Raw genomic sequence first — 20,268 nt, forward strand, 5'->3', positions numbered from 1 at the left:
ATGCTTAAACGTGAGTCAACTCACGCTGCTGTTTCTTCGCCAGCCACTCGTAGTCGTAAGCTTCCTGCACGACGATGGGGGTCTCGAGGAAGTTTTCCGTCAGTGGTGGCGACTGGATCTGCCACTCCAAACCGGTTGCTTGCCACGGATTGTTGCCTGCAATGGCGCCATACTTCAGCGACCATCCCAGATAGAGCAGCGGCAGCAAGTAACCGACGCCCAGGACGGTTGCGCCCGCAGTCGAAAGCACGTTGAGCACCTGGAACTCAGCCGGGTATGCGTGGTAACGGCGCGGCATGCCCAAGTAGCCAACGACGAACTGCGGAAAGAAGGTCAGGATGAATCCGATGAACGTTGTAACCGCAGCAAGCTTCGAGATCGATTCGGGGTACATGCGGCCGGTCATCTTGGGCCACCAGAAGTGGACGCCCGAGAGGAACGCCATGAGCATGCCGCCGACCATGACGAAGTGGAAGTGCGCGACGATGAAGTAGGTCTCGGTCAGGTGGATGTCCATGCCCAGCGAGCCGAGGAACACGCCCGTCAGACCGCCGATGGTGAACAGGCCGATGAAGCCGAACGCGTAGAGCATCGGCGTTTCAAAGGTGACCGAGCCTTTTTGCAGCGTGAACGACCAGTTGAAGATTTTGATCGCGGATGGCACCGCGACCAGCATGGTCAACAGCGAAAAGATCAGGACCGAATAGTTCGACACACCCATGATGAACATGTGGTGCGCCCACACAAAGAAGCCGAACAGAGCGATGGCCACTGAGGAGAATGCGACTGCCGTGTAGCCGAAGACACGCTTGCGGCTGAAGGTGGAGATAACCTCAGAGATCACGCCGAAACCCGGCAGGATCATGATGTACACCGCGGGGTGCGAGTAGAACCAGAAGAGATGCTGGAAGAGCAGTGGGTCGCCGCCCTTGGCGGGGTCGAAGACGCCGATGCCGATGGTGCGCTCAAGTGCGACCAGAGTGAGGGCGATGGCGAGCACCGGAGTTCCGAGCACCATCATGATGCTGGCGGCGTAATTGGACCAGACGAACAGCGGGAGGCGGAACCAGGTCATACCGGGCGCGCGCATGCGGTGAATCGTCACGATGAAGTTAAGGCCGGTGAAAATGGACGAGAAGCCCGCGATGAAGATGGCAGTCGCCGTGGTGATCACGTGCGTGTTCAGGTAGTGCGTCGAAAGCGGCGTAGTGAAGGTCCAGCCCGTGTCGACGCCGCCCAGCACCAGGGAAGCCAGCACAAAGGTGCCGCCGATCATGTACAGGTACCAACTGAGCAGGTTGATCTTCGGGAACGCAAGATCCTTGGCGCCGATCATGATCGGAATCAGAAAGTTGCCGAGTGTTGCCGGGACCGAGGGCACCAGAAACAGGAAGATCATGACGATGCCGTGCATCGTGAACATCTTGTTGTATGTGTCGGCCGCCATCAGATCGCCCGCCGGAGTTAGCAGTTCAAGCCGGATCATGCCGGCGAAGAACCCACCCAGGAAGAAGAAGAAAGTGATGGAAACCAGGTAGAGCATGGCGATGCGCTTGTGATCGCCGGTCAGAAGCCAGCTCAGCATGCCTTGTTCCGCGTTGAGGTAGCTGCGCTTCGGGAGCGTCGCGGTGCTCTGGTCGGGCAGGGAGACGATTGTGCTCATGGCTTCACCATATCGGGCGTGGTCGGCGCCGCATTGTTGGACTGTGTAGTGACCAGTGTCTGCTGATTACGATAATTGCTCTTGATGTTCTTGATGTACTCAACGAGATCGATCAAGCCTTCTTCGGAAACCTGGCCCTGGTACGTCGGCATGATTGGCTTGTAGCCGGCCGGGACATGCTGTGACGGATTCAGGATCGTGTCCCGGATCCAGCCGTCGGTCGCGATCTGGGTGGAACCGTCATCCATTTGGATTTTCGCACCGTACAGCCCGGCGAGCTGCGGTCCTCGCGCAGCGGCCGTGCCGTTGTGGCAGCTGTTGCACCCGAGAGAGTTAAAGAGCCGTTCGCCATTCTGTGCCAGGCTCATGCCGCTGGTCGACTGCTCGGTCCATTTCTGGTAATCGTCGGGGCTCAAAACCGTGACTTCGCCGATCATGCCGCTGTGCAGCGTGCCGCAATATTGCGTGCAGAACAGGTGGTACGTTCCCGGAGTGGTTGCATTGAACCATACCGTGGTGAAACGGCCCGGGATGACCTCGCGCTTTACCCGGAAGGCCGGGATCGAGTAGGAGTGAAAGACGTCCTGCGAGATCATGGTGAGCTGTACGGGCTTTCCCATCGGAACGTGCAGCGCGTTAATCTCGTGCTGCCCACCCGGGTGCTCCGCTTTCCACATCCACTGCTTGCCGACGATGTAGATCTGCATGGCGTTAGCTGGCGGATTGTAGATACGGAAATACAGCCACGCGCCCCAGACAAAGACAAACAAAAAGATGCCCAGCGGAATGATGGTCCAGGTCGCCTCAAGCAGCGTCGAGCCCTCAATCTGGACGGCTTCGGGGTGCTTCTCAGCGCGGTACTTGACGGAAAAGACGAAGAGAAGGGCACCGACCAGGATGATCCCGACCAGGGACATGCCCCAGAGAAACAGGTACAGTGCGTCGGCCATGGGCGCGACGGTCGACGCCTCCTGCGGCCAGATGGCGAAATACGTAAACCATTTGGTGAGGAACTGCCAAAGCACTGGACTGATATACGACATCGTTGGCCTTATCTCTTCCTGTAAATCTTGTCCTGCGGTGTTGCGTTGCTGCCGGTTACGACCGTTCTGTGTTCCCGTTGTCAGCCGCTAGGATTCGTCGCGTTCCGGATCGCTCCGCCGCGTCAGGTGTTGGTCTTGTTGCGCGAGCCGATGATCGCGCCGGAACATGAGAAACATGAAGCCACCGAGGCCCGCAAGCGTGACCATGCCGCCCAGTTGAACCACTCGCGCCACGATAATGCTGTGCTTGTTGCGATGCGGGTCGTAGTGGTAGCAGTAGGTCAGAATATTGGCTACGGGTGAGCCGATTTTGTTACCCGAAGCCTCAACCAACCCCAGCAGCACATCCTTGGGCGAGTATTCCACGCCGAGGTAGTATTGGGCGACCTTGCCTTCCGGCGTAAGGATCTGGATGGCCGAAGCATGCGCGAACTGGGTAAGCTTGCCGTCTGGCCCCGGTACACGAACGTACCCAAAGCCAACCGACGTCGAGAGTGCATCGATGGACGGCTGCGGTCCAACCAGGAAGTGCCAGCCGGATTCGGTGCCGGGCCGGGCGTAGCGCTTGGTATAAAGCGCCTTCTTCTGCTCGGCCATTGCCGGTGTATCGCTCGGATCGATCGAAGCGACGATCACCTGGAAGTCCTTGCCGGGATTCAGGTGCACCATGGCGAGCGATTGCGTCAGACCGTCCAACTCCTCTGAGCAGAGCATCGGGCACTGGTAATACACCAGCGCCAGCACGGCGGGCTTGCCGTTCTGAAAGTAATCGCCCAGGTGAACCTGCTTGCCGGTTTCATCGGTCCAGGTGGAAGAGAGCGGGATCTGCCCGTTCAGGCGCTGGTTGATGGCGGCACCTTTCAGGACCGTCGGCAGCTCGTTCCCGTACTGATCACCCGTTTGCTTGTCGCCGTAGGAGGTGACCTGGGCTGACATGCGGAACGCGGGAACAACGCAGCCCATCAGCAGCGCCAGTACAGCAAAGGCGTGCTTAGTATTCCGGATTGTGAAGTTCCTGCTCACCTGTTCTGCTCCTCGGGAGGTACTACTTCTGCGGCTTGCTTTCCAGCTTGGCGTGCTCGCCACCACGTGCGTTTTGTTCGTTCTTGAGTTCCATGGCCTGGCCGCGGCGCTCGATCTCATCGAGCTCGTAGCTGGTGCGGGCAAAGCCGTTGGTCAGCGGGGCGTGGACAAGATGGTCCACATCGCCGGTCATGGTGGGTCCGCCGCTGATACCAGCAACCTTCACCGGAGCACCTTCAGGACCGCCAGTCGGGCTTTCACCCGCAGCAAGCTGAGCCCCTCTTCCATTGGACGACGGCAAGCCACGCTTTACAAGCAGCTGCATCGCTGCGTCAATCGGTATCCGAACAGCGCCGGGGTTGCCGTTGGCCGCGCCCGCGCTCGGTTCAACCTGCGTGTAGTAGTTGAGCAGCAGATCTTCCCGCGCGTGCAGATCGGCGGTGGACTGGTTGGAGTCGTCGGCGTCCAGGCGTGGCGTGGGAAAGCTCTGGGCGACCAGGGCCGACTCGCGCTGCTCCATCTCCGGATTGTTGGTCATGCTGTCGCCACGGTGCAGGCCGACCGGCGAGCCGCCCGCTGACGCAGCCTGCGGGTTGCGTGTGGCTTCATCGTTGTCCTGCTTCAGCAGGCCATAGTTCAGTGCTTTGCCAGCGGCGTAGCAGAAGACGAAGAAGACGACCAGGAAGGCAAGCATGCCGCCCAGGAAGACCACAACGCCTTTGGTGTTGACGTCGGTGACTTCGTATCCCGGGTGCTCCGCATCCGTCTTTTGGACAGGGTGCGGTTGCGGCTTCTCGATGCCGTGCTCATCGTGATGCTCAGTGTTTTGTTGCCCTGCATTAATGGGCATGTTCCGGCTCCAGAATCTCCGCGGTATGCGGATCGTTGACAACAATCAATGGACGCTGCTGCAGATTTGTCAGATACAACCAACCCCAAAGGCCCATAATGCCGATCGGCAGGGTGATGTAGGCGAGCATGCCGATGCCGCCGCCAGCGAAGTTGGCCATGGACTTGGGGAAGTTCGGCTCGATGAGCCAGAACAGGTCAAAAGCGCGCGCGAAGACCATGAACGCGGTCAATGCCAGCATCTTGCTGCGGCTGCGCTTGAAACTGCGGCTCAGCAGCAGGGTGAACGGTACGACCCAGTGAAAGATGAAGTCGAACGAGCAGATGACCCACCATCCGCCGCGGATCCGGTTCAGGTAGAAGTGAATCTCCTCCGGCGAGTTCGCCGACCAGATGATCAGGAACTGCGCAAACGTTAGGTAAATGTTCAACATGACAAAGCCGAACAAGAATTTACCAAGGTCATGCTGCTCGGTGACCCGCAAGGCGGTCGCGAACGGCTGTGTTCGCGACAGGCGGACGACGGTGTGAATGGCAACCGCCAGGACGATGTACCCCTGCCCGACCAGGAACTGCAGACCCCACATGGTCGAGTACCAGGTGATGTCCATGGACATGATCAAGTCGATTGCGACGATTGTCAGCGCGACCGAGTAGATCAGAATGCCGATACCCGACAGGTTCTCAAACTTGATGCGCCAGTATTCAAAGGAAGCGAGCGATCCGGCATTCGGGTCCGCATCGCGTTCCAGAGACCATCGGTTCAGGAGCCCGCCCCACAGTCCGATAAATGCGAAGACAAAGACGAACTGGAGTGTCACGCTAAGGGGCGAAAGCATGAGGTGCTTCCAGTTCAGAGCGTGCGCCTCCGCTTCGCTGATCATGTGGTTAGACAGAGCATTTTCCACCGCGTCGCGATTTGGAAAGTCCATCCACAGGTAAAGCTTTCTGCCAAAGAGCATGACGGGAATGAACAGCGCCACCAAGAACCAGAAAGTGCCCACCATAGCTTCAAGCGGACGCCGAATGACCAAGCCCCACTTGCCGCCCGAAACATACTGCAGCATGAGCACGCAGAGACCGCCGCCGCACAGCGAAAAGACCAGAAACCAGCCCAGAAGAAGGGCGCGGGCGAAGTGATCGCGGCCGTCCGGCGTAATCAGAAACAGCAATGAGAGCACCAGGCCGACGGCCCCGACCAGGAGAGCGCGGGTGCGCCATGCTGCGACAATCGGGGGCGCGCCCAGGGTCGCCGGCAGCACACGCGGGCCGTGGTCCATGTGCAGAGCATCTCCGTGCACATTGGTGTGGCCGTGTGTGGCGTGTGTGTCGAGTCCGTGTTCTTGTGCCATTCCGTCTCTCGTCCTAGCGTCTGGTGCCGTTCAAATGGTGTGTGGGTGCGGTTCAGCGTGGGCCGTTGAGTGTTGCGGGCGACATGGAGCTGCCCGGATTCGGCAGAATGGGCGATCCGGGGTTGTTGACCGACCCCTGCGCTGTGCCCGAAGTGTGCTGCGCACTTTGCCCCTGCGCTCCGCTGTTGATTTTGTTGATCACGGTCTGATCCTGTCCCGGGATGCCATGGTCCTGATTGTCCGGCGTGCCGTAGACGGCGGTGGCAGGCAGCACCCATTCCGCGGCGAAGTTCCGCGGCAAGCCCACGGACTCGGCAACGTCCCCGAGTTTACGGACCGGGCTGCCACCCGCATCGGCAACCGTCGCATTCTGGCTTAGCTGCAGCGCGCGAACGTATGCGACGATCGCCCAACGATCCTCGACGCCCAGCATGGTTGCGTATTCCGGCATGGCGCCGTAGCCGTTCGCGATCACGTTGTAGAAGTGGCCCAGTGGCGCGGCGCGCAGACGGTCCGTGTGGAAGTTGCCGGCCGGGCGGTAGCCGCGCTGCACCACGATGCCCCCACCGTTACCCACGCGCGAGTGGCACGCTGTGCAGTACACGTTGTAGCGTTCCTGGCCGCGCTCCATCACGTCCAGAGTGACCGGGATGGGCATGCCGTCGCCCTCTTTGCCATCCTGGAAGCCGGTCATAAAATAGCTGGTTGCATCGTTCTGGCCGCGAGCCACGGTATTTTCGACCTGCGGCCGCACCGAGCGGCCATCGGCATAGAGTGAGGTGCCGCGTTGCGGGTAAAACTTAGGCTGGTTGTGCATGTCCTGACGGCAACCCGCGAGGCCGAGCACAGCCACGGCCGAAAGCGCGGCGGCAGCGAAGCGCTGACGCGTGATGGCCCTCGAATTTGCTTTCACTGCGGCCTGCGTCACAGATCCACCTCCACCACACTCACGGCGTGGAACTGTTCCAGGAACGCACGGCTGTCCGCCAGATCGAAACGCGGATCCGTCGCTTCCAGGCACAGGAAGAACTTGTTGTCGGTCGCGCCGGTGCGGAAATTCGGCGCGTTGAAAAGCGGGTGATAAGGCTGCGGCAGACCATTCAGAGCGAACATGCCGAACGCCGCGGAAAGGCCGGCGAACAGAATCGTCCACTCATACGCCGGAATCATGAACGCCGGCCAGGAGAACAGCGGACGTCCCGCGACATTGATCGGATACGAGATAGCGGACATCCACGTTTGCATCAGGAACGCGGTGACCAGGCCCATAAGCCCACCCATGAGACAGAGCAACGGTACGCGATTGTGGTGTACGTCCAGCGCGGTCGCGGCTTCTTCGACCGGGTAAGGCGTATAACACTCCATGCGACGGTAGCCTGCGGCGCGCGCCTGCTCAGTGGCGCGAACCATGGCACCGGGCGTGTTGAACTCTGCAAGCAGACCGTAGATTCCTTCTTCAACTGGCATCAGGTTGTCTCATTGATCGTTTCTTCTGCGGTAACGCCTTCCAGCTTGGTCTGGGGCAGCATCATCTTGATTTCGTTCATCGGGATCATCGGAGCGAGCCGCACGAAGAGCAGAAACAACGTCGTGAACAGGCCGATGGTGCCGACATACAGCATGTAATCCCATTTGGTGGCGCGGTACGTGCCCCAGGAGGACGGGAGGAAGTCGCGGTAGAGCGAGGTCACGACGATGACGAAGCGCTCAAACCACATACCGGTGTTGACAACAAGCGAAAGGATGAACAGGTAGGTGACATTCACGCGGAGCTTGCGCCACCAGAGTGTGGTTAGAGGAATGGTGATATTAGTCGCGATCAGAACCCAGTAACCCCAGCCCATGGGACCAAACATACGGTTCCACATCATGAACCACTCCCAATGAGAGGCGGAGTACCAGGCGAAGAAGACCTCTGTGCCGTAACCGTAGGCCACAATCAGGCCGGTGCCCAGCATGACCTTGGCCATGTTGTCCAGGTGGCGCAGCGTGACCAGGTCTTCCATGTGGTAGAACTTGCGGATCGGAATGGCCAGGGTGAGCACCATAGCAAAACCGGAGTAAATGGCACCCGCGACGAAGTAGGGCGGGAAGATGGTGGTGTGCCAGCCCGGCAATGCCGCGACCGCGAAGTCGAAGCTGATGACGGTATGTACAGAAAGCACTAGCGGGGTCGAGAGGCCGGCCAGCAGCAGCGATGCCGTTTCGTACCGCATCCAGTGGCGGGTCGAACCGCGCCAGCCGAGCGACAGGATGCCGTAAAACCACTTTGCGAATGGATGAACTGCCTTGTCGCGCAGGGTTCCGAAGTCGGGCACCATGCCGAGATACCAGAACACGATCGAAATGGTCGCGTAGGTCGAGACCGCGAACACATCCCAGCAGAGCGGGGAGCGGTACTGCGGCCAGATATTCATGGTGTTGGGCAGCGGGAACAGCCAGTACCCGAGCCACGGACGGCCGATGTGCAGCACCGGGAACATGCCCGCGCAGACCACGGCAAAGATCGTCATGGCTTCGGCAAAGCGATTGATCGAATTGCGCCAACTCTGCTTGAACAGCAGCAGAATCGCTGAGATCAACGTCCCGGCATGGCCGATACCGATCCACCAGACGAAGTTGATGATGGCAAAGCCCCAGGCACCGGGGATGGTCACGCCCCAGATGCCGACGCCCCGCAGCACCAGCCAGGTGACCGCGACCACCAGCAGGGTGGCCACGCCACCTGCCGCAATCAGGCCAAAGAACCAGCCAAGCGGCGTGTGTGAGGTAAGCACCACATTGGAGATCTTCTGCGTCACGGACGCGAAATTGTGACCTGGCGCGATGACGGCGAATTCGCCGGTGCGCGGGTCGATCATCGGGTCGTTGACCGGATGGCGGAGTGGTTCGCTGATCGGTTTCGTCGCCATTTACGCCGTCTCCAGCTCTGGGTTCGGGTTGGTCACGCCGGCGATGTAGCTCGTCCGGGGACGGAAGTTAAGGTCGGCAAGCACCTGGTAGCTGCGCTCTTCGGCTTTCAACTTGGCTACGCGGCTGGTCTTGTCGTTGATGTTGCCAAAGATGATCGCCTCGGTCGGGCAGGCTTCCTGGCAGGCAGTGACGATTTCGCCGTCACGTACGGCGCGCGCTTCCTTGTCGGCCTCCACCTTTGCGGCCATGATGCGCTGGACGCAGTAGGTGCACTTTTCCATGACGCCGCGTGAACGAACCGAGACGTCTGGATTCCTCATGAACTTGAGCGACTCGGTGTCATAGTCCGCATAGAGCAGGAAGTTGAAACGGCGCACCTTGTACGGGCAGTTGTTGGAGCAGTAACGTGTGCCCACACAGCGGTTGTAAACCATGGTGTTCAGGCCCTCGGGCGTGTGCACCGTGGCACCGACCGGGCAGACCTGTTCGCAGCCCGCGTTTTCGCAGTGCTGGCACATCATCGGCTGGAAGTGCGCCTTGGGAGCGTGCAGATCACCCTCAAAGTAGGTGTCGATACGCAGCCACTGCATGTTGCGGCCGACCTTGACCTGCTCGCGGCCGACCACGGGAATATTGTTCTCCGCGTAGCAGCTGATCACGCAGGCGTTGCAGCCAATGCAGCTGTTCAGGTCGATTGCCATGCCCCAGGCGTTCTGAATGGTGCCGCTGGAGTGGTCCGGTTTCGTGTAGCTCCACGCGTCCGGGAAGAAGCTCTCGTCGTGCGGAGGCGTTTCTTTCAGCTCGTTTCCTTCGTGTGCGAAGCCCGGAGTTTTTTGCGCTTCCGCAACTGTCGCGGTGCGAATGATCGCGCGCTCCATGGCCTCGTGACCCGGCAGCGACGCATTGCCGGAAGTGTCCGGATGCTGCAGATCGCTTTGCGCCATCTTGCCGCGCTGATCCATCGAATGGACACTGGTCACGCACAGGTCATGCTTTTCGCTGGTCCTGTTGATTTTCAGGCCAGTGGAAAGGTATGGCGAGTCGACCGCCTGCAGCCTGTATGCGTCAGAACCGACGAACTGGGCGTTGCGGCCGTACCAGCGGCCCTGGCCGAAGTGGATGGTGATCGCGCCGTCGGCATGACCGGGCACCATCAGCGGGGCGAACTTGACCTTCTGTCCGTTGACTTCGAGCTCCATCAGCTCGTCTTCGTTGGCCTTCAGCTCCGTCATGGTGTTCAGGCTCATCAACGCGGCGTTGTCCCAGCTGATGTGCGTGACCTGCTTCGGCAACTCCTGGAGCCAGCCGTTGTTGGAGTACCGTCCATCGTAGAGCGACGGATCTGGACGGAACAGCAGTTCGAGGCCGCCGTTTGCCTGCGGCGTGGTCGGAGCTGCCATGGTGCCCGTGGCACCGGTGCCAGCAGCACCGCCTGTACGTGCGGTGTAGGCCGATCCCTCAACCCAGCCGTCATGCAGCGCCTTGCGCCAGGCACCCTGCGGATCGCCCTTCAAGTAGGTTTTTGCGTTTGCCTGAACGGCCTCAAACGAAGACATACCCGGGTTGTCGAGCAGCGTCTGCAGAACGTCGTGCGCGGTCTTGCCGCCATAGAGCGGGTCGATCATGGGCTGCACGATGGAGATCGTGCCGTCGTATGCGCGCGCGTCCGACCAACTCTCCAAAAAGTGTGCCTGGTTAATGTGCCAGTTCGTCAGGACGTTGGTCTCATCCTGGTACATGCCAAGCGAAGCGGTCCACGGCACCTTGCTCATCGCCGGTCCAAAGCCGAGCGTCGCCGGCGTGGAGTAAATCGGATTGCCGCCCAGCAGGACGAGCGCCTTTACCTGTCCGCCGTTCATGGCGGCGACCAGGTTGCGCAGGTCGGCGTACTGCTCGGTCGGAATCTCCGCAACCGGCTGCATGTAGGTGACGGTCGAACCGACTGCGCCGAGCTGCTGGTTCAATGCAAAAGCCGCCCGATGCACTGCGATCGACGCCTGCGGACCGGCGATGACCACGGCCTTTGCACCCGAGCGTTTCAGATCGGCCAGCATGGCGGTGAAGAACCGCTGTGCCTGTTCGTCGCCTTCAAAGGACCCGCCGCCCTGCAGTGCCCCGGCGAAACGGTCGATGTCGGAAGGTTTCAGGGCGATGCGGTGGTCGGCCTTGGCACCGGTGACGGTGGGCATGGTCTCAACCACATAGAGACGGTTCATCGTCTTGCCTGGCTCGTAGCGGCGGCGCTCGGCAAAGCCGGCGCTCAGCGGCAGAAAGCCTGGGAAGGCGTTGGAGGAGAGAAAATCGGCGTCAAGCGCCAAGATGACGTCGGCGTTTTCCAGCTTGTACTGCGCGTCGGTGTACTGACCGAATGCGGCCTTGGAGGCGGCGCGGGCGTTGTCCTGATTGACCGGCTCCCATTGCACGAGCTTCGCGCCGGGGTACTTGGCCTCTACGGCCTTCCACTGCGCGGCCAGCGTTGGCGAGGTGATCGTTTCCGCAAGGAAAACCAGACCGTTACCTTGCGGCAGCTTCTCAAGTGCTTCAGTCAACGCCGTCTGAAAGCCCCCGAAGTCGGCGTTGACGCTCTGCCCGGCGGTGCGCTGGATGACATGCTTGGAGCGGTCCGGGTCGTACAGGTCCAGCAGCGTCGCCTGGGTGAAGACGTCCGTTTTTCCCTTGGACATGGGATGTTCCGGGTTTCCGTCAATCTTGACCGGACGGTATTCCTGGCTCTTGACCAGCACCGGAATGGCGCCCGTGGGAAACGGGTGCGCAGTGGCGAAATAATTCGGCTTGCTGATCAGCAGATCCGCGGGCTGCTTGACGTAGGGGTAAATCTCTTCGTCCGGCTGCTTGGTGCAACCGGTTACGCCGGCCAGGGCGAGCGAGGCGCCCATGACTTTCATAAAGCCGCGACGGGAGATGCCGTCCGTCAGCTCCGAAGCCTGGCGCGGGAACTCCTCTTTCACCATGTCGAGAAAGCCCGGAGCGTCGACCAGGTCATCGATCGATTGCCAGAAGCGCTTGCCGCCCTTCTTGCCTTGCCCGTCCAGGCGCGCGCGGACCTCTTCCAGCGTCAGCTTTGCCGGCTGAATGGAAGTAACTACCTGGGTACCCGCAGCGGTCTTGCTTTCAAGCATTGCGTTCGGTTCCATTCCATGGGTCACAGGGCTGTTGTCTGTCACAGATTTCATCGGTGGCATACCTCGCAGCTCTGGAGTTCGTTGGGTCGGCGGATGCGATAGTGATCCGCGAGGTAGGTGCCGAGCGCTTGCTGCGAGGTGAACTTCGTGTACGCCGCAGGCAGGATCGCGCCGGTCTGCGTGTCGGAGTAGGTTTCGCCAGCACCGTGCAGAGCGTTCGGTTGCAGCGAAGTTCCAGTGGAGCTGCTCGCCTGCCCGTTGCCCGCGCCTGCCACACCGTTCGTTGAGGAATCCCGCGGCAGCGGTCCTTCCGTCTGCAGGAAAGCAAGCTCCGGGTTCCCCTGCTTCGGATCCTTGGTGACGCAGTTGACCTGCTGCGCGGTTGGTCCACCCTTGCCGGTCTCGGCACACCACACCGGCTTGTCGGTGGTCGGTCCGCTCCAGGCCATGTTGTAAATCTCACTGGTCGGGCGCAGGTTCTTCACTGGATTGCGGTGGCAGTTCAGGCACCACTCCATCTGCAGCGAATTTTCCATGTACATGATGGGCATCTCGTCGACGCGGCCATGACAGGTGGCGCAGCCGATGCCCTTGTTCACGTGAATCTCGTGGTTGTAGTACACGTAGTCCGGCAGATCGTGCACGCGAATCCACTTGATCGACTGACCGGTCGCCCAGCTTTGGCGCACGGGTTCGAGCATGGCGGCATTGGTCCAGATCTGCGAGTGGCAGTTCATGCAGGTCTTGGTCGGCGGAATGCCGGCATAGCCCGCACGCTCCACACTGGTGTGGCAGTACTGGCACTGAAGGCCGAGGCCTTCCACGTGGTGGCGGTGCGAAAACGGCACCGGTTGATCGGCGCGCTGTCCCTGCTTGGTCACCCAAGGGGAGCGCTGCAGCGAATTCAACGCCACACCCAGCGCGACAACGATCAGTCCGGTAAGGACCAGACCCGCCCGCGCCAGGGCGTTCGAACTGCGGTCAAATACTTGCGCCATCGATGCGTCCTGCTTCTCCCGGACCGGAACGCTGACTGCCGCTCGGCCCGTCCAAAAGAGCGGTGGCTACTCTGCCACCTGAAAACCACTCCCGCCTGCTTCACCGGTGGGCCATGTTCGGGCCGTCTTCGCCCGGAATCTTCGCTCGGAAGAAGATCTCGCTTGCGATCCGCGAAACTCTGCCGGCAACTGGGTGTCTGGAACTTACAGGGAAACTATAGCAGCGTGGCCGGGTCACACAGCGGGCCCGAAACGCAAGGTTCCCTGTTTGTTTCCTGCACCTTGCGATAATCGTCTATCCCGGAACAGGATTCCCGGCTGTGCAACTGGGACTATTCCGGGGGGAAAATGAGGCTCTACTCATTCCAATCTGCCGCCGCGGGTAACGCTTGTAAATTGCGTCTGATTTGGTCCGAGTTCCTTTCGGGCGATAGTCGCGCCGCCATGCAAGACTTAGCTCATGCCGCGCCCGTCCGCCAACCGCAAGCCGCTCTACGACGGAAACGAAGCCGTTGCCGCTCTGGCCGCCGCAGATCCAAAGCTGGGCCGGCTGATGCAACGGACCGGACCGTTTACCCTGCGGATTTCCGGATTTCAGTCGCCGTTTGAGGCGCTCGCTGAGTCCATCGTCTTCCAGCAGCTGCACGGCAAAGCGGCGCGCGCGATACACACGCGCATGGTGGAAAGCTTTCAGGGGGTTTGCGGCGTTGGCGTGCACCCGTCAGCGCAGGACCTGCTGGACTGCCCCACGCCGCAATTGCGCGGTGCCGGGCTGAGTGCCAATAAGACGCTCGCGCTGCGCGATTTGGCGGCCAAGACGCTGGACGGCACCGTGCCGCCGCTCGCCCGCATCCGCCGCATGGACGACGAAAGCATCATTGAGCACCTGACACAGGTTCGCGGCATCGGACGCTGGACGGTCGAGATGTTTCTGATGTTTCGCCTGGGGCGGCCGGACGTGCTGCCGGTGAGCGACTACGGCGTGCGGAAGGGTTTTGCGCTGACGTTTGGCAAGCTCAAGCCGGAGGACAAAGTGGCAATTGGCGATCTGCCCAGGCCCGACGAGATGCAGAAGCGCGCAAAGAAGTGGCACCCGTGGTGCTCCGTGGCGAGCTGGTACATGTGGCGCGCCTGCGACCTGGCAAAGCCGGACGCCGCGGCGAAACAGCCCGGCTAGCGCGGACGCCCGGCCATGTCTGCGCAACTGTCCAGCACAGCAACCTCCACTACACGGCCATGCGTCGCGTTCACGAACTCCTGAAGCATGCCGCTGCTTGCACTTCGAAGGAACTTAGCTCGCTGATAGCCGCAATACAACAATCGTCCTGTGGCGCGTTCCCGCAGAAGCAGGAAGGCATAGAAGTCATTCTGATAGTGGTACATCCCCCAGCGAACATGGGGTGCGTCGACCAGTTCCAGCAGCAGGTCCGGCCGCGCGTCCGGTGAAACGACCCGCAACGGTGTCTTCTGCGCGGCAGCCGCCAGCTTGCGCCTGAAACGGGCCAGTTCCTCCGGCTTGTCTGGATCCGACGGGGAGCGATCACTGACCGCAAGCGCGACAGTGCGCGCGGCTGTAAGGTTCGCACTCTGTGCCTTGCCGGCGAAATGTTTCGGCAGCTCAGCTGGTTTTCCACTGCTCTGCCCATACAACGGTGTGGCAATCAGAAGCGTGTACACAGCAACCACACTGGATGAAGGCATCATGCATCCTCCTTATGCTTGCGACAATACACAGCATGCCTGGTGCTACGCCGCATGGGCAAACAAGCGGGTGGGAGAATAGGTCCATGGCTTCCGAACGCATCGTCGGCATTGATCTGGGCACCACCAACTCACTTGTAGCGTATCTGCAAGACGGCAAGCCGACTGTTATTCCTGGTGAGGACGGTTCGCCGATCGTGCCTTCGGTCGTGGCGATCGCAAATGGCCAGGTGAGCGTCGGCAACGCTGCACGCGCAACGCTGACAAGCACGCCCGGCAACGCCGTTTATTCGGCGAAGCGCCTGATGGGTCGCGGCATTGAGGACATACGCGAGGAGCTGCAGCTTTTTCCGTTTCGCGTGGTCAACCAGGACGAGACCGGCGCGCCCCTGAAGCTGCAGATCGGCGATCGCACGTTGACGCCGCCCGAGATCAGCGCGCTGGTGCTGCAGCAGCTAAAACGCAACGCCGAACGATTCTTCGGCACAGCGGTGACCAAGGCGGTGATCACCGTGCCCGCCTACTTCAACGACGCGCAGCGGCAGGCGACCAAGGACGCAGGCCGTATTGCCGGCCTGGAGGTTCTACGCCTTGTGAACGAGCCGACCGCGGCGGCGCTTGCGTACGGCCTGGATCGCGCCAAGGAAGGAACGGTCGCCGTGTACGACTTTGGCGGCGGCACGTTCGATGTTTCGATTCTGAAGCTGCACGACGGCATCTTTGAGGTCATCGCAACCAATGGCGACACGCACCTGGGTGGTGACGACATCGACAACCTGCTGCTGCGTATCGCGCTCGACGAGATCCGCAACGAGTTCTATCCCGGGTACACCGACGCCGAGATTCCGGCGGCACTGGTGCAGAAGGTACGCAACGCCGTGATCGAAGCAAAGATCGCGCTCTCTTCCGCTGAGGCAACGAAGATAAACGTCGACCTGAGCGACTTTGGCCGCGACCTGAATGGCGAGCCTCGCCGCTACCAGCGCGAGATCACGCGCGAGCAGTTTGAGCAGTTGATCGCACCCGTGATCGCGCGCACCGCTGCCCCTGCCAAACAGGCGATCAAGGATGCCGGTATCGCTCCGGAGCAGATCGACGAGGTTGTTCTTGTCGGCGGCTCCACCCGCATCCCTGCCGTGCAAATGCTGGTGAGCGAAGTGTTTGAGCTGCCCGCGCGCGGCAAGAAGCCGCACACGGAGCTGAATCCGGACGAGGTCGTTGCCTTGGGGGCCGCGGTGCAGGCCGATATCCTGGGTGGTGGCTCAGCCGCGACGAGTGACCTGCTGCTGCTGGACGTGACGCCGCTGTCGCTTGGCATTGAGGCGCTGGGCGGCGTGGTGGCCAAAGTAATTCAACGGAACAGCACGATTCCCGCAAGCGCGACCGAGCACTTCACCACCGGCGTGGATGGCCAGACCAACGTGGCGATCCACGTGGTGCAGGGCGAGCGCGAGCTTGCGAAAGATTGCCGCTCGCTGGCGCGCTTCGACCTGAAGGGCATTCCGCCCATGACGGCGGGACTGCCGCGCATCGAGGTCAAGTTCCTGATCGACGCCAACGGCATTCTGCAGGTAAGCGCGCGCGAACAGCGCAGCGGCACCGAATCGCAGATTGAAGTAAAGCCCAGCTATGGCCTGACGGACGAACAGGTCGAGACCATGATCCTGGACAGCTTCGACAACGCCGAGACCGACCTTTCCGAACGCCAGGTGATTGAAGCCAAAAACGAGGCGCAAACCATTCTGGATGCTGTGCAGAAGGGCGAGAAGCACCCAGCCTGGCAGCAGCTCAGCTACAACGAAATCCAGGAGATCAAGGCGTCGGTGCTGGAGTTGGAGGCGAGCGTCAAGGGCGGCGATTACAAGCTGATCCGCCGCGGTATCGACACGCTTGACAAGCACACCCGCCGCTTTGCGGAACTAATGATGGATTCGGCAGTCTCGTCCGCGCTGACCGGGCAGACCATGAACGCCGCGGGCGAATCGCTGGGCGCAGGTCCAAGCGCGCCACACCCGTTTGCACCTGCGCAGATTGATGACACAAAAAAGAGCGAGCCGGGCGAATAGCCGTTCCGCGCCATGACGGATGTTGACGTGACGGCATGATCGGCGCGCAGGATCAATCGCCATCTCATCACGTGTATGCCGCAAACGAACGCAGCCGGCATGGAGATGAAAGCGATGGAAAAGATTCAAAGCGTGCAGCAGTTGATGACGACCGCCATGACTTATGTGCTTGACGCAGAGGAGAAGCTGGCCCAGGCTGCTCCCAAGTGGGCGGAAGCGTCGGCAAGTCCGGAACTGAAGGAACTCTTCAGCAAGACCGCGACAAAGAGCCAGGAGTATGCCAAGCGCGTCGAGCAGGCTTTTGGCAAGATTGGCGAACAGGTCCAACGCAATGACAACCACATTGTCGCGGCGATGATCCGCGAAGTGGAAGAGATGATCAAGAACACCGACAACGGCCCCGTGCGCGATGCGGCGCTGATTGTGGCGGCGAACCAGCAGCAACTATTCCGTGTTGCATCCTACGGCTCGCTTGACAGCTACGCGAAGACGATCGGGAAACAGGACGCCGTCCGTGAGATCGATGAGTCGCTGGAAGACAGCAAGAACGGTGACAAGAAGTTCACGGAACTTGCGGAAAGCAAGATCAACCGGCAGGCTGCCGAGGCGAGTCAGGAACTTGCGCACGCCTAAGCAGCGACTACTGGAAGCAAGAAAAGGCGAGCCAACCGGCTCGCCCTTGTTTTGCCTGTGTCGCTTTCACAGACCCTTCTTTACTGGCCTTTGTAGTCGACGAACAGATCGGGATATGTGGCTCTGAGCGCCGCAATCTTCGGCCGGTCGCAGACCTCGATGTACGGGTTGTTGGGATTGTGCAGCGCGTAATCCTGGTGGTACGCCTCGGCGCGGTAGAAACCCTTGAGTGGTGTGACTTCGGTGACGATCGGGCTGGAGAAAAGATGTGCGGCGTTCAACTGCGCAATGTAGCTCTTCGCAAGCTCCTGCTGCTGCGGCGTTGCGAAGAAGATCGCGGAACGGTAGCTGGTGCCCTCATCCGGTCCCTGCCGGTTCAGTTGCGTGGGGTCATGCGCGACGGAGAAGAAGATGCGCAGCAGACCGCCGTAAGTGATCACGGATGGATCGTAGGTGACCTGCACCGACTCGGCGTGTCCGGTGGTTTCTGTCGTCACCTGGTCATAGGTCGCGGTTTCGGCCGAGCCGCCCGCGTAGCCCGCCGCGGTGTTCGTCACGCCCTTGACCCGCTCAAAGACCGACTGCGTCCCCCAGAAGCAGCCGCCCGCAAAGACCGCGGTCTGCAGCGGCGCTTTGGCCAGCTTTGCGTCGTGCTGCGGCAGTGGGAACTTGCGGATCGCGGTTGAGGAGTTTGCGGCGCCGGCAACCGGTGCGGCGTGGCAGCCGCTGATCGGCAGAAGCACGGCACAGGCAAGCAGGGCGGAGCGTACGGCGTTCATGCCCATTGGACTCGTCGGTGCCGTGTCCGGGTGCATTCAAAGCCAAACCGGCAGGCCAGTTGCGGCGTGGATTGTTGATGTGGCGGAACGCCGCTTGCGCAGAGGACTTCAGTCGCGTTCGCGGCGGTAGTCGCCGCTCTTGCCGCCACTCTTGCTGAGCAGCACAACCTCGCGGATGCGAATGCCTTTGTCCAGCGCTTTGGTCATGTCATACACGGTCAGCGCGGCAACGCTGGCGGCGGTCATCGCTTCCATCTCCACGCCGGTGCCGGCCACGGTTGCCGCCGTGGCGCGAATGCGGACACCGCCGCCGGTGCCGAGCAGCGCCGCCGGTTGCACGATCGCTGCTTCCACATCGATGAAGCTAAGTGGCAACGGGTGGCACATGGGGATGAGTTCCGAGGTCTTCTTCGCGGCCATAATGCCGGCAAAGCGAGCCACCTCCAGCGGATTGCCCTTCGGGTTCTGCGGCAACGCGGCGAGCACGTTTGCGTTCAGTTCGACAAATGCCTCAGCGACCGCTTCGCGGCGCGTCGCGGATTTTGCGCTCACGTCCACCATGTGCGCCTCGCCCGCGGCGTTGTAGTGACTTAGTCCGTTCGCCGGCCCGCTTTGGCCCGCAGATCTTTTGCTCACAGGTCCTCCCCACGCATCAGGCGCATGCCAGTAAGCAGCAGTGCGATATCGGCGACAATCCAGGGCCACTTCGGCCCCGAAAAGGCATGGTTGTATATGCTGCCCCGCGATAGCACGAACCCGCCCAGAATCACCAGGACAGGCGCAAACACGGCAAAGGCAGCCAGGGTGCGGCCTACGGTGGCGCGCCGCATCACGGTGCGCACCTGTTCGTCTGCTGAGGTGTTGCCGCCTTCTGCTGCCACAGTGCACAGGCTACCGCAGCGCGGGCGAAACTTCGACCCAAGGAACGCGCCTGGTGATCGGCGAATACGTCCGTTTGCGTTGCTGAACTAGGCGCGATATGGGTGCTTGGCCGTGCGCAGGCCGTGCTTGCCGGTGGTGAACTCCAACGCTAACTGCAGGTGGAACTCCGCCAGCGCGGCGTTGCGGTGGTTGCGGTAGCGCTCGGCGATGGGAGACTTCTTGCCCAGAACGCGTGCGGCCGTGCACTCCAGAGTCAGCCAGTCGTGCCAGGTGCCGCCGGATTCCTGCAGGTATTCAAACCGTTGTGCCAACTTCCTGGCTTCCGGCGATCCTTCCGGCAGACTCTCGGCCATGTAGCGGCATTGCTTGGCGATCTTGCGCAGGTCGTGCAGCGTGGTCTCGTCCAGATGTTGCAGCCGCTGCAGTGCGTGGGCGCGGTCAGGGTGCCTGTCCGCATGCAGCACCACGCGGGCGCGTGCGGCAAACCAGTTTTGAACCTGCTCGCTTAGTTCCAGCGCGCTAAACGTGTGTGGCCTGCCAGTCGGCGCGCCCTGGATGACGCTCTGCAATGCGCGCATGGCTTCGGCCAGATCTTTGCTCTCCGTCTTCAGGGTCCCGGTGAGCTCGGTGGTTTCGCGGCTGCGCTTCTTGTGCAGCTTCTTCAGCAGCTTTTGTGCTTCCTTGCGCACCTGGTCGCCGTGTGTTCCCGTGTGCACCGCGGCACTGTCCGGCATGTCGGCTTCGATCATGTCGATCTGCACGTCCATGTCGCGAACGGTCGCCGCAGCGCGGCGTACCCGGCGCAAAAGCCGTTGCACCTCGTTTGCCTGGTCCGTATGCTCAGGCATGGCCGGCAGCAGGCTGACAAGCACAAGCTGCGCCTCCATGCGGCGCGTGCTGGTGCGCAGCCGGTGCACGGGGCTCTTGTCCGCACTAGTCTGCGCGACGAGCATGGCACTCTCAAGGGTCTGGATCTGGTTGTCGAGCAGGCTGCTCGCCAGAATATGCCGGGACGAACTCACAAGGGTATAGATGCACGCGCGCCACAGGCGTCTCTTCGGCATGGCCAGCTCGTTGCCGGGCCGCATTACTGCTCATGCCCAACCTGCGGATGACAGGTGTCACACCGGAACGGTGAGAGATGCCCTGTGGCGCTGCATTACCGGGCGCTTACTCTGACTGTGTCGGTGATCGTGGCCAACACGCCCGCGAATGCCTCAGAA

General features: G+C 61.2%; 18 protein-coding genes. 3 read left to right on the forward strand and 15 right to left on the reverse strand.

Features of this window, described 5'->3' with window-relative positions:
• Positions 1–4: 4 nt before the first annotated feature.
• The 10 genes from ACOFKT_RS14490 to ACOFKT_RS14535 form a co-directional block, all read right to left on the reverse strand.
• Positions 5–1,663 (reverse strand): cytochrome c oxidase subunit I, encoded by a 1,659-nt coding sequence (locus ACOFKT_RS14490; protein ID WP_419804693.1) that lies wholly within the window; start codon positions 1,661–1,663, stop codon positions 5–7.
• Positions 1,660–2,706, reverse strand: coding sequence for a cytochrome c oxidase subunit II (coxB, locus tag ACOFKT_RS14495; RefSeq protein WP_419804694.1), 1,047 nt, complete (start codon positions 2,704–2,706; stop codon positions 1,660–1,662). The genes ACOFKT_RS14490 and coxB overlap by 4 nt, the downstream gene beginning before the upstream one ends.
• 87 nt (positions 2,707–2,793) lie before the next feature.
• The gene (locus tag ACOFKT_RS14500) at positions 2,794–3,729 is read right to left on the reverse strand and encodes an SCO family protein (RefSeq protein WP_419804695.1); all 936 of its coding nucleotides are present in this window, start codon (positions 3,727–3,729) and stop codon (positions 2,794–2,796) included.
• 22 nt (positions 3,730–3,751) lie between these two features.
• Positions 3,752–4,579 carry a hypothetical protein gene (locus ACOFKT_RS14505; RefSeq protein WP_419804696.1) on the reverse strand — a complete coding sequence of 276 codons (828 nt, stop codon included), beginning with the start codon at positions 4,577–4,579 and terminating at the stop codon, positions 3,752–3,754.
• Complete coding sequence (locus tag ACOFKT_RS14510; protein ID WP_419804697.1) at positions 4,569–5,930, reverse strand: hypothetical protein; 1,362 nt, start codon at positions 5,928–5,930, stop codon at positions 4,569–4,571. The genes ACOFKT_RS14505 and ACOFKT_RS14510 overlap by 11 nt, the downstream gene beginning before the upstream one ends.
• A gap of 52 nt (positions 5,931–5,982) precedes the next feature.
• The gene (locus ACOFKT_RS14515; RefSeq protein ID WP_419804698.1) at positions 5,983–6,858 is read right to left on the reverse strand and encodes a c-type cytochrome; all 876 of its coding nucleotides are present in this window, start codon (positions 6,856–6,858) and stop codon (positions 5,983–5,985) included.
• Positions 6,855–7,397, reverse strand: coding sequence for a DUF3341 domain-containing protein (locus tag ACOFKT_RS14520; RefSeq protein WP_419804699.1), 543 nt, complete (start codon positions 7,395–7,397; stop codon positions 6,855–6,857). Before ACOFKT_RS14520 ends, ACOFKT_RS14515 begins: the two co-directional genes overlap by 4 nt.
• Positions 7,397–8,842 carry an NrfD/PsrC family molybdoenzyme membrane anchor subunit gene (gene nrfD, locus ACOFKT_RS14525; RefSeq protein ID WP_419804700.1) on the reverse strand — a complete coding sequence of 482 codons (1,446 nt, stop codon included), beginning with the start codon at positions 8,840–8,842 and terminating at the stop codon, positions 7,397–7,399. Before nrfD ends, ACOFKT_RS14520 begins: the two co-directional genes overlap by 1 nt.
• Complete coding sequence (locus ACOFKT_RS14530) at positions 8,843–11,983, reverse strand: TAT-variant-translocated molybdopterin oxidoreductase (RefSeq protein WP_419804701.1); 3,141 nt, start codon at positions 11,981–11,983, stop codon at positions 8,843–8,845.
• A gap of 50 nt (positions 11,984–12,033) precedes the next feature.
• Positions 12,034–12,984, reverse strand: coding sequence for a cytochrome c3 family protein (locus ACOFKT_RS14535; RefSeq protein ID WP_419804702.1), 951 nt, complete (start codon positions 12,982–12,984; stop codon positions 12,034–12,036).
• A 460-nt stretch (positions 12,985–13,444) separates the two neighbouring features.
• On the opposite strand from ACOFKT_RS14535, the gene ACOFKT_RS14540 reads away from it, so the two are divergent.
• A complete protein-coding gene (locus ACOFKT_RS14540) occupies positions 13,445–14,161 on the forward strand; it encodes a DNA-3-methyladenine glycosylase family protein (protein WP_419804703.1) in 717 nt (238 codons plus the stop codon).
• Here ACOFKT_RS14540 and ACOFKT_RS14545 read toward each other — a convergent pair.
• On the reverse strand, positions 14,158–14,688 hold the full coding sequence (locus ACOFKT_RS14545; protein WP_419804704.1) for a hypothetical protein: 531 nt from the start codon (positions 14,686–14,688) through the stop codon (positions 14,158–14,160). The genes ACOFKT_RS14540 and ACOFKT_RS14545 overlap by 4 nt on opposite strands.
• Positions 14,689–14,771: 83 nt before the next feature.
• Between ACOFKT_RS14545 and hscA the strand changes: the two genes are divergently transcribed.
• Both hscA and ACOFKT_RS14555 read left to right on the forward strand, forming a co-directional pair.
• Complete coding sequence (hscA, locus tag ACOFKT_RS14550; protein ID WP_419804705.1) at positions 14,772–16,751, forward strand: Fe-S protein assembly chaperone HscA; 1,980 nt, start codon at positions 14,772–14,774, stop codon at positions 16,749–16,751.
• Between the two features lie 75 nt (positions 16,752–16,826).
• Positions 16,827–17,384: a ferritin-like domain-containing protein gene (locus tag ACOFKT_RS14555; RefSeq protein ID WP_419804706.1), complete on the forward strand. Its 558-nt coding sequence runs from the start codon at positions 16,827–16,829 to the stop codon at positions 17,382–17,384.
• An 80-nt stretch (positions 17,385–17,464) separates the two neighbouring features.
• On the opposite strand, the gene msrA is transcribed toward ACOFKT_RS14555, so the two are convergent.
• The 4 genes from msrA to ACOFKT_RS14575 all read right to left on the reverse strand — a co-directional run bounded on the left by msrA (position 17,465) and on the right by ACOFKT_RS14575 (position 20,109).
• Positions 17,465–18,169, reverse strand: a complete 705-nt coding sequence (gene msrA / locus ACOFKT_RS14560; protein WP_419804707.1) for a peptide-methionine (S)-S-oxide reductase MsrA — start codon at positions 18,167–18,169, stop codon at positions 17,465–17,467.
• Positions 18,170–18,271: 102 nt separating this feature from the next.
• Positions 18,272–18,799, reverse strand: a complete 528-nt coding sequence (gene moaC, locus ACOFKT_RS14565; protein WP_419804708.1) for a cyclic pyranopterin monophosphate synthase MoaC — start codon at positions 18,797–18,799, stop codon at positions 18,272–18,274.
• Positions 18,796–19,044 carry a hypothetical protein gene (locus ACOFKT_RS14570; RefSeq protein WP_419804709.1) on the reverse strand — a complete coding sequence of 83 codons (249 nt, stop codon included), beginning with the start codon at positions 19,042–19,044 and terminating at the stop codon, positions 18,796–18,798. The genes moaC and ACOFKT_RS14570 overlap by 4 nt, the downstream gene beginning before the upstream one ends.
• Before the next feature lie 87 nt (positions 19,045–19,131).
• On the reverse strand, positions 19,132–20,109 hold the full coding sequence (locus tag ACOFKT_RS14575) for a CHAD domain-containing protein (RefSeq protein WP_419804710.1): 978 nt from the start codon (positions 20,107–20,109) through the stop codon (positions 19,132–19,134).
• Between the last annotated feature and the right edge of the window lie 159 nt (positions 20,110–20,268).

The sequence above is a fragment of the Terriglobus sp. genome (assembly GCF_965201105.1).
Classification (GTDB): domain Bacteria; phylum Acidobacteriota; class Terriglobia; order Terriglobales; family Acidobacteriaceae; genus Terriglobus.

Bases quoted from the DNA above. Each gene is read 5' to 3' on its own strand.
- ACOFKT_RS14540 (WP_419804703.1), top strand. From the start codon at position 13,445: ATGCCGCGCCCGTCCGCCAACCGCAAGCCGCTCTACGACGGAAACGAA.
- ACOFKT_RS14555 (WP_419804706.1), top strand. From the start codon at position 16,827: ATGCCGCAAACGAACGCAGCCGGCATGGAGATGAAAGCGATGGAAAAG.
- ACOFKT_RS14505 (WP_419804696.1), bottom strand. From the start codon at position 4,579: ATGCCCATTAATGCAGGGCAACAAAACACTGAGCATCACGATGAGCAC.
- ACOFKT_RS14490 (WP_419804693.1), bottom strand. From the start codon at position 1,663: ATGAGCACAATCGTCTCCCTGCCCGACCAGAGCACCGCGACGCTCCCG.
- ACOFKT_RS14545 (WP_419804704.1), bottom strand. From the start codon at position 14,688: ATGATGCCTTCATCCAGTGTGGTTGCTGTGTACACGCTTCTGATTGCC.
- coxB (WP_419804694.1), bottom strand. From the start codon at position 2,706: ATGTCGTATATCAGTCCAGTGCTTTGGCAGTTCCTCACCAAATGGTTT.
- ACOFKT_RS14535 (WP_419804702.1), bottom strand. From the start codon at position 12,984: ATGGCGCAAGTATTTGACCGCAGTTCGAACGCCCTGGCGCGGGCGGGT.
- ACOFKT_RS14510 (WP_419804697.1), bottom strand. From the start codon at position 5,930: ATGGCACAAGAACACGGACTCGACACACACGCCACACACGGCCACACC.
- nrfD (WP_419804700.1), bottom strand. From the start codon at position 8,842: ATGGCGACGAAACCGATCAGCGAACCACTCCGCCATCCGGTCAACGAC.
- msrA (WP_419804707.1), bottom strand. From the start codon at position 18,169: ATGGGCATGAACGCCGTACGCTCCGCCCTGCTTGCCTGTGCCGTGCTT.
- hscA (WP_419804705.1), top strand. From the start codon at position 14,772: ATGGCTTCCGAACGCATCGTCGGCATTGATCTGGGCACCACCAACTCA.
- ACOFKT_RS14530 (WP_419804701.1), bottom strand. From the start codon at position 11,983: ATGCTTGAAAGCAAGACCGCTGCGGGTACCCAGGTAGTTACTTCCATT.
- ACOFKT_RS14575 (WP_419804710.1), bottom strand. From the start codon at position 20,109: ATGCCGAAGAGACGCCTGTGGCGCGCGTGCATCTATACCCTTGTGAGT.
- ACOFKT_RS14520 (WP_419804699.1), bottom strand. From the start codon at position 7,397: ATGCCAGTTGAAGAAGGAATCTACGGTCTGCTTGCAGAGTTCAACACG.